The organism is Frankia sp. CeRuru1, from assembly GCF_977966315.1.
Genome location: NZ_CDWWEW010000206.1, coordinates 1 through 9081 on the forward strand (window position 1 = coordinate 1; position 9081 = coordinate 9081).

The 9081-nt window shown below is 70.2% G+C and carries 6 protein-coding genes and 1 pseudogene; 4 read left to right on the forward strand and 3 right to left on the reverse strand.

Annotation, left to right across the window (positions count from 1 at the left end; all coding sequences use genetic code 11):
* Window positions 1–2070: protein kinase domain-containing protein (locus tag AC08OP_RS15175; RefSeq protein WP_476614795.1), on the reverse strand; the 2070-nt coding region annotated here is incomplete at its 3' end.
* A 476-nt stretch (window positions 2071–2546) separates the two neighbouring features.
* Window positions 2547–3254, reverse strand: a complete 708-nt coding sequence (locus AC08OP_RS15180; RefSeq protein ID WP_476614796.1) for an IclR family transcriptional regulator — start codon at window positions 3252–3254, stop codon at window positions 2547–2549.
* Window positions 3255–3345: 91 nt separating this feature from the next.
* Here AC08OP_RS15180 and leuC point away from each other — a divergent pair, with 91 nt between their 5' ends.
* From leuC to AC08OP_RS15195, 3 genes are all read left to right on the forward strand, one after another.
* Complete coding sequence (gene leuC / locus AC08OP_RS15185; protein WP_476614797.1) at window positions 3346–4743, forward strand: 3-isopropylmalate dehydratase large subunit; 1398 nt, start codon at window positions 3346–3348, stop codon at window positions 4741–4743.
* Between the two features lie 83 nt (window positions 4744–4826).
* Window positions 4827–5414, forward strand: a complete 588-nt coding sequence (gene leuD / locus AC08OP_RS15190) for a 3-isopropylmalate dehydratase small subunit (RefSeq protein ID WP_476614798.1) — start codon at window positions 4827–4829, stop codon at window positions 5412–5414.
* 516 nt (window positions 5415–5930) lie between these two features.
* Window positions 5931–6215 carry an HU family DNA-binding protein gene (locus AC08OP_RS15195; RefSeq protein ID WP_011437995.1) on the forward strand — a complete coding sequence of 95 codons (285 nt, stop codon included), beginning with the start codon at window positions 5931–5933 and terminating at the stop codon, window positions 6213–6215.
* Window positions 6216–6236: 21 nt separating this feature from the next.
* Here AC08OP_RS15195 and AC08OP_RS15200 read toward each other — a convergent pair whose 3' ends face one another.
* Window positions 6237–8438, reverse strand: coding sequence for an RNA degradosome polyphosphate kinase (locus tag AC08OP_RS15200; RefSeq protein WP_476614799.1), 2202 nt, complete (start codon window positions 8436–8438; stop codon window positions 6237–6239).
* 314 nt (window positions 8439–8752) lie between these two features.
* Here AC08OP_RS15200 and AC08OP_RS15205 point away from each other — a divergent pair.
* Window positions 8753–9081, forward strand: a pseudogene (locus AC08OP_RS15205) (GGDEF-domain containing protein); the annotation flags it as partial.

A 9081-nucleotide genomic window follows, 5' to 3' on the forward strand; every position in this document is an offset into this window, starting at 1 on the left:
GGCCAGGGTCAACGTCACCGTCGTGGAATGGCGTGGGCGCTGTCCGGTGGGGGAGTACGCCGACACCTTGCTGGTCTCGCCGTTGGCGCACGACCCGTTGACCGCGGTGGAGGTGAAACCGGCGAAGCTGAGCTGCCACTTGGCGTCCGACTCGGTCATTCCGATGACGCCGGGTACCTGCGCGCAATCCTCGACCTGCAGGTTGATCGTGGTCGTTTTGGCGATCTTTCCCGACTTCGGGGACTGCTGCGCGACGGTGTCGACCGCACCGGCACCGTAACACCCGAAGGCCTTACTGAGGTGCGTGAAGCCCGCCGACCTCAGGGTGTTCTCCGCCGTGGTGAACGAGCTGCCCTCGGTGTTGGGAACGGTCGCCGTGCCGTCGTCGGTGGGCGACGGGGACGGGCTGCTCCGCGCCGTCGGGCTGTTCGTCGGCGTGGCCCCTGTGGGGCTAGCCGCAGCCGCCGTACCGGCGCCGGGGGAGGGAGATCCCTTCGCGCTGGGCCGCGGGGTCGCCCCGCCCCCGGAGAGGCTCGTCGGGTTGACCCCAACGGCCACGCCCGGAGCGGCGGCTCCGCTGGTTCCGAAGCCGGAACCGCCCGAGGCTGCCGCGGCGGACACCCCGGCGGGACCGTCCGCGCTCAGTTCCGCGCCGGTGCCCCCGCTGGAGGCGAGCGCCCAGCCGCCGGCACCGGCGACGAGGGCGACGACAAGACCCGCACCCGCCGCGATCCGGCTACGCCGCCGCCGGTCGGCGGCCGCCCGCGAGGCGGCCACGGCCCCACCGATCGGGGGGCCGGGTTGGTGGTTCGCCGGGATCGCCGACATGACTGTGTTCGTGTCCGCGGCCGGAGCGTCGGAGCGGGCCGGGATCCGCAGCGCCGGCTGTATGCCGGTCGGGGCGTCACCGTCCCACCCTCCCCGGCCGCCGGTGGCCGGGGCCATCCGGGTGCGCTCGACGCCGCCATCCCGTCCACCGGTCTTCGTGCCACCGGTCTTCGTGGCGGTGGTCAGCAGACTGCCCGCGATCTGCGTGTGCTCCAGGTCGGACCAGTCAGGCGCGGCGGATGCGCCGACCACGCCTCCCGTGCCCGCCGCCGCGGCCACGGCGGCGGAGCGCACCACGCGCTGCGTTCCCGTGGCGGGGGAATGATTGTCGGCCCGGGCCGCGGACGCGCCGGCGAGTGCGGAGATCTGGATTCGGTTGTCATGGTCGGCATGGCTGCCTGGCCTGGACGCGTAGCCGGTCCCCCAACGGCTGGCCTCGAGCGCCTCGGCCAGGTCCTCGGCCGCATCGGCGGCGCTCACGGGCCGCTGCCTCGGGGACTTGGCGAGCATTCCGGCCAGCACACCCCACACCGGCGCCGGCACACCCTGAATGGGCTGGGGCTGTTTTTCGCGGTGCGCCTGCAGGAGCTCGGCCGGGTTGGGGGAGTCGAACGGCGGCGAACCCGCGAGAAGCTCGTACAGCACGACTCCCGCCGAGTACACGTCCGCTGCCGGGGTCGGTGGCGCGCCCGTGCTCAGCTCGGGGGCCATGTAGAGCGGGGTCCCGATCGGTCCTGTGGTGCTGGTCCGGGACGAACCATTGATCATCTGGGCGATCCCGAAGTCGGTCAGGCGCACGATCGGATGAGCCGGATCGGAGGTGTCGATGAGTATGTTCTCGGGTTTGACGTCCCGGTGGACGACGTCGGCGGCGTGCACGCTGTCGAGCGCCCACAGGGTGCCGACGGCGAGCCGGACCGCCTCCTCCACCGGCCGAGGCCCGAACTCGCGCAGATGGGCCCGCAGGTCGGGACCGTCAACCAGATCCATGACTATGGCGAGCACGTCGGGTTCGTTCACCAGATCGCGTACGGCGACGAGATCCGGGCTGTCGAGGTCGATCAGAAGGTTCCACTCACGCAGGAAGCGTTCCACGATCTTGGGATCGTCGGCGAGCTCGGGGCGCAGCACCTTGATGGCCACGGGAGCACCGTCCGAGACGGCGGCGCCCCGCCAGACCTGGCCGGTCGTACCCTGCCCGAGTATCTCGTGCAGCACGTACCGCGAACCCAGTTTGCGCACCGCGCGTTGTCCCCTTCGTTGGCGCCGCCCGGGGCGGCCGAGCCTACGGCGGCGCCGCTGCGGGCGGCGGCGGCCCGTGGGCGGAGCCCGGAGCGTCATCCGGACGAGCGCATCAGTGCGCGGGCGAGCTGTATCGCTTGCACTAGATGCCAATACCCGCATGGGTCATCCGGCCTACTGTTCCGATCATCCGAGACGGACGACTCGAACAGGCTACGACGTAGGGCGGCGAAGCCGCGCGGCGGGGGATACCCCTGCGCGGTAGAGCCGCCGCCCGCCACCGGCAGATGTAGCCCGGGCAGTCGCGGGCGTGGGGTCCGAATGGGGGATTCAAAATGGCGAATGGCAAGAACGGCCGACGAAAAAGGTCTGGTCGCGTGTTTTGTGGCCGAGGAAAAGTTGTGGCGGTCCACCGTTGGTGACCGACGTCCGGTGGTCGGCGGTTGGTGGCGGGTGGATGCAGGCGGGTGGGTGTGTCAGCCGACGGTCGGTGTCGAGAGCCGGGCCGCCGCGGCGAGGACCGCCGCGCCGTGCCGGCGTCCCGGCGACCGGGTGAGCCGCTCCACTGGCCCCGACAGGGACACTGCCGCGATCACTGTTCCCGGGCCGTCGTGCACCGGGGCGGACACGGACGCCAACCCCCTCTCGCGTTCCCCGATGCTCTCCGCCCAGCCACGATCGCGCACCCGGCGGAGGACGGCTTCGTCGAACAGGGCTCCGGCGAGCAGTTCCGGCTCGGGATGTGCCGCGAAGGCGAGGAGGACCTGAGCGCCGGATCCCGCCGTCATCGGGAGCGTGGCGCCGACGGGCACGGTGTCGCGCAGGCCGCTGGCGCGTTCGGAGGCGGCGACGCAGTGGCGCAGGGCCCCGCGCCGCACATAGAGCTGGGCACTTTCTCCGGTCATCTCGCGAAGCTCGGTGAGAACCCGGCCGGCCCGATCCAGCAGGTCCCACGGCAGGGGGGCCGGGGTCCCGGCGGCGAGCCGCGGCCCGGGGACGAAGCGGCCGTCGGCGGTCCGGCCAAGGAGGCGGTGGACCTCGAGAGCGTGTGCCAGCCGATGCGCCGTCGCGCGGGTGAGCCCGGTTCGGGCCACCAGATCAGCGAGTGACGCCGGTCCCGCCTCGACGGCGGTCAGCACGAGGGCTGCTTTGTCCAGGACTCCGACTCCGCTAAGCTGTTTCACACATTGATACTGTCATCCCACATCATGAGACACCAGGCTGTGGGGCAGGGAAGCTCATCGCCACGCCAGAAGAGGGGAGAATGGGTCGACCATGGGGCGCACACTTGCGGAAAAGGTCTGGGACACCCACGTGGTGCGGCGCGCCGATGGCGAACCGGATCTGCTGTACATCGATCTGCACCTGGTTCACGAGGTCACCTCGCCGCAGGCGTTCGAGGCCCTGCGGCTGGCCGGGCGGCCCGTGCGGCGTCCGGAGCTGACCCTCGCCACCGAGGATCACAACGTCCCCACCACCGACACGCTGGCGCCGATCGCCGATCCGATCTCGGCGGCTCAGGTGGAGGCGCTGCGGAAGAACTGCGCCGAGTTCGGGGTGCGGCTGTACCCGATGAACGACCCGGGCCAGGGCATCGTGCACGTCGTCGGCCCACAGCTCGGGCTGTCCCAGCCCGGCATGACGATCGTCTGCGGTGACAGCCACACCTCCACCCATGGCGCGTTCGGGGCGCTGGCTTTCGGGATCGGCACCAGCCAGGTCGAGCACGTCCTCGCGACCCAGACGTTGCCGCAGCGCAGGCCGAAGACGATGGCGATCACCGTGGCAGGCGACCTGCCCGTCGGGGTCACCGCGAAGGATCTCATCCTGGCGATCATTGCGCGGATCGGCACCGGCGGTGGTGCCGGCCACGTCATCGAGTACCGCGGTGCGGCGATCCGGGCCCTGCCGATGGAGGGCCGGATGACGGTCTGCAACATGTCCATCGAGGCCGGCGCGCGCGCCGGGATGATCGCGCCCGACGACGTCACGTTCGAGTATCTCGCCGGGCGGCCGCATGTCGCCACCGGTGCCGCCTGGGAGGAAGCGGTGGCCTACTGGCGTAGCCTCGCCTCCGACTCCGACGCGGCCTTCGACCGGGAGGTCGTGATCGATGCCGTGAGCCTCACGCCCTACGTCACCTGGGGCACCAACCCGGGCCAGGCCGCACCGCTCGGATCGCTGGTTCCCGCGCCCGCCGACTACCCGGACGCGGCCGCGCGGGCCTCGGTCGAACGAGCGCTGACCTACATGGGCCTCACCCCCGGCATCCCGTTGTCCGACGTCGCCGTCGACACGGTGTTCATCGGATCGTGCACCAACGGGCGCCTGAGCGACCTGCGCGCCGCCGCCGACGTGCTGCGCGGCCGGCGGGTGAGCGAGGGGGTCCGGGTCCTGGTCGTTCCCGGCTCCATGGCGGTGAAGGCGCAGGCCGAGGCGGAGGGGCTCGACGAGGTCTTTCGGGCTGCGGGAGCGCAGTGGCGCAGCGCCGGCTGTTCGATGTGCCTCGGCATGAACCCCGACACGCTCCGGCCCGGCGAGCGCAGTGCCTCGACGTCGAACCGCAACTTCGAAGGCCGGCAGGGGCCGGGTGGGCGCACCCATCTCGTCTCGCCCGCGGTCGCCGCGGCCACCGCCGTGACCGGTCGGCTGACCGCTCCGGCGGATCTGTAGCGCGCCCGGCGTGGATCGTCGGTCCACGCACGACGGCGACCGTCGTTCATCCACGACTTCTTCGAGAGGGGAGCGTTTCCGCGATGGAGGCGTTCACGATTCACACCGGGCGCGCGGTGCCGCTGCGCCGCAGCGACGTCGATACCGATCAGATCATTCCGAGTGAGTGGCTCAAGCGGATCGAGCGGACGGGGTTCGGCGCCGGCCTGTTCGCGCAGTGGCGCGCCGACGACGGCTTCGTGCTGAACAACCCGGTGTACGCCGCGGCGTCGATCCTGCTGGCCGGCCCGGACTTCGGCACCGGTTCCTCGCGGGAGCATGCCGTCTGGGCGCTGCAGGACTATGGGTTCCGTGCCGTGCTCTCGCCCCGGTTCGCGGACATTTTCCGCGGCAACGCCCTCGGCAACGGGCTGTTGCCGGTGCAGCTGCCGGCTGAGACGGTCGAGGCACTCACGTCCGCCGTCGAGGCCGATCCCACGATCGAGATCACTGTTGATCTCGTTGCGCGCGAGGTCCGGGGCGCGGGGCTGGTGGCCACCTTCGACCTCGACGACTTCACCCGCTGGCGGTTGATGGAGGGGCTCGACGACGTCGGGCTGACCCTTCGCCACGAAGAGATGATCACCTCTTTCGAGGCTGGCCGGCCCGCCTGGTCGCCGACCACCGCCTAACGCCCGGGGCTGTCACCCGGTCACCGGTGTCCGGGTGCGCCGGTTCCCGAGTACGCACCATCCGCCGGGACAGGGTCGGATCCGGTCCCGGTCGAGGGTTCACGGTGGCGCGTGTCATATCTCACATTCGGGAGGGTGAGATGGGTGGCGGGTGCATCGGGGGGAATTGATCGTCTCCGAGGGGGATGAATCGACTGTCGCGGCTGGCGTCCGGGCAGCTACCCATCGGAGTGGCATCGGCGAGGCCGAGGGCATCCGGCTACCAAAGGGTGACATTGCGCCCAAACCGAAAGGCAATTCTCGCTACTGAACGTAATGAATCTGCCGAACGGGCTATGCCGGCCGGACCCTACGCATCCCGTCGCCCACCGGAGCGAACCCGTTGACGTGCGGGTTTGTGTGACGCGACACGCTCACGGGAATTGCCCTCGACAGTGGAGATGCCTACGGTGCAGCGCAGTGTGATGCCCGATCTGCTCCCCACCCCGCGCCCGCGGGGGGCGTCCGGAGGTTGTTGTGAACAAGTCCCAGTTGGTTGACCGCATCGCCCAGCAGATCGAGGGCGGGCGGTCGAACGCCACCAAGGCCGTCGACGCGGTGTTCGACGCCATTCAGGAGGCCGTCGCGAGCGGAGAGAAGGTGACCATCACCGGCTTCGGCGTGTTCGAGCGGGTGGAACGTGCCGCCCGCACGGGTCGTAACCCGGCGACGGGTGAGCCCGTGCACGTCGCTGCCTCGGTCGTGCCGAAGTTCCGGCCCGGCTCCGAGTTCAAGTCGAGCGTCTCGGCGAGCAACGACTGACCATCGGTGCGGGCGCCGGGCTTACCGGTGCCCGCGCCGCATGGCGTCGGCCAGCAGGTCGTGCTGGTAGTCCGACAGGCGAACGTCGTCCGGCCCGGTCGTGCGTCGTTCCCAGTGGCCGTCGGACTGCAGCACCCAGGCGGACACCTCGTCGGAGAACGCGTGGTCGAGCATCTGCCGCAGGGTGTCTCGCCGGTCCGGGTGCGGGACGCGCACGAGTGCCTCGATACGACGGTCGAGATTGCGGTGCATCATGTCCGCACTGCCGATCCAGAACTCGCCGGACGAGGTGAACTCGAGGACCCGGCTGTGCTCCAGGAACCGCCCCAGGATCGAACGCACGTGGACCGTCTCCGACAGGCCCGGCACTCCGGGCCGTAGGGCGCAGATCCCGCGGACCAGGCAGTGCACGGGTACCCCGGCGATGGAGGCGTGATACAGGGCGTCGATCACCTGCTCGTCGACGAGGCTGTTGACCTTGATGCGGATCCCGGATTCCCGGCCCTCCCGGGCAGCCTGGGCCTCGGCTTCGATCCGCTGCAGGATGCCGTCCCGCATGTGCTGCGGGGCGACCAGCAGCGAGCGGTACTCCGTCTGCCGGCTGTAGCCGGTGAGGACGTTGAACAGGTCGGTGAGATCCGCGCCCACGTCCGGGTCGGCGGTCAGCAGCCCGAGGTCCTCGTAGAGCCGAGCGGTCTTGGGGTTGTAGTTGCCGGTACCCACATGGCAGTAGCGGCGCAGGCCGCCGTGTTCCTGGCGTACCACGAGGCAGGTCTTGCAGTGGGTCTTCAGGCCGATGAGACCGTAGACCACGTGGCAGCCGGCCCGTTCCAGCTCGCGGGCCCAGCGGATGTTGGCGCTCTCGTCGAACCGGGCCTTGATCTCGACGAGGACGACGACCTGCTTCCCCGCCTCGGCCGCGGCGATGAGGGCATCCACGATGGGGGAGTCCCCGGACGTGCGATAGAGCGTCTGCTTGATGGCGAGAACATGCGGATCGGCCGCCGCCTGCTCGATGAACCGCTGGACGGACGTGGTGAACGAGTCGTACGGGTGGTGGACGAGGACATCGCCTTCCCGGAGCACGCTGAAGAAGTCCGGTGTCTCGCCCTCATCGGTCGTCAGCCGCGGATGTGTGATCGGGACCCGCGGCGTATCCCTCAGCTCCGGGCGGTCGAGGTCGTAGAGAGCCCACAGGGTCGACAGGTCGAGCAGGCCGGCGACCCGATGTACCTCGCGTTCGGTGATCTCCAGCTCCCGCATCAGCAGGATGAGCAAATCATCATCGATGTCGGCGTCCACCTCCAGGCGGACGGCGGGACCGAACCGGCGCCGGGCGAGCTCGCGCTCCAGGGCCTGGAGCAGATCCTCCGCCTCGTCCTCCTCGACCTCGAGGTCGGCGTTGCGGGTGACCCGGAACAGATGGGAGTCGATCACTTCCATGCCCGGGAACAGCTGGGAGAGATGGGCGGCGATCACTTCCTCCAGCGGGACGAAGCATGCGCTCGCCTGGGGGGCCAAGCCCCCCGGGACACCGGTCGTGCCCGTGGGCTCCACCGCCACGGGGATCAGCCGAGGAACGTTCTGGGGCACCTTCACCCGGGCGAAGCGGTCGACCTCCCCGCCCGGCTCACGGACCTGGACGGCCAGATTGAGCGACAGCCCGCTGATGTAGGGGAAGGGATGCGCCGGATCGACGGCGAGGGGGGTGAGCACCGGGAAGATCTGCTCGTGGAAATAGTGGTGCAGCTGATCACGCTGGGTCTCGGTCAGCTGGGACCAGAACCGGATGCTGATCCCGGCATGGGCCAGCGACGGCCCCACCTCGTCGGTGAAGCACCGCGAATGCCGCTGGGCGAGCTCGGCCGTCATCTTGCTGATGAGATCGAGTTGTTCCCGGGAGGTCAGCCCGTCGGCGGAACGGACGGCCAGTCCCGTCGCCTCGCGTCGCATCAGCCCCGCGACCCGGACCATGAAGAACTCATCCAGGTTGCTGGCGAAGATCGCCAGGAACTTCGCGCGCTCCAGCAGGGGCGTGGACACGTCCTCGGCGAGCGCGAGGACCCGGGCGTTGAAGTCGAGCCAGGACGCCTCCCGGTTGATGAAGCGGCCGGCGGGCAGGTCGGACGGCGCCGGCTGGCGCGGCGCCTCCAGAGGCTCGAGCAGGCCACTGCGGGCCTTGCGCTGAGGCTGTTCAGGATGGGTCGCCAGCAGCTCGCTCATGCCTGTAGATGGTGCCAGCCCCCGATGGACTCGGCAGCGTCGATCCGGCATCTCTGGCAGCGGGGGCCGGATGGGACCCGTATCGCCGGTCTGACCCCGATCCGGACGCTGGCAGAGACCGCGCGGCACGCGAGGTATCCGCCTACTCTTTGTGATATAGCGATCACGCGTTACGGTTCCGAGGGGCGCCGTCGCGCTCGTTTGTATCTTGTCGTGATGTAGCCGGCCGTTTCCGTGGTCCGGTCGGATCCCTCTGCCCCAGGTGGCCGACTGCCCCAGGCGGCCGGCGCAGGGGGAGGAGGACGGGACGAGGGATGCTCGTCGACGCCGCCGCGATCGCCGCGGGCCTGACCGCGACACTAAGTTGTGCCCGGGCCGGTCGCCGTCTCGGTCGAGTACGGGGCCGCTGGCTGGTATGGCTGTCCTTCGCGCTGACGACCTGGACGGTCGGACAGGCCGGATGGATGCTGCACCGCTGGGATGGGGCATCGGTCGGAGGGCGGACCGCGACGGATGCCGGGTATCTCACCGACGCCGGCCAACTCGCCATGCCGGTCCTCGCGCTCGCCGCCTTCGCGGCTGTTCCCGCGGGTCGGGCGCGTCGATCACGACCGCGCGCGGGCGTGCTGGCGCCGGCAGGGAT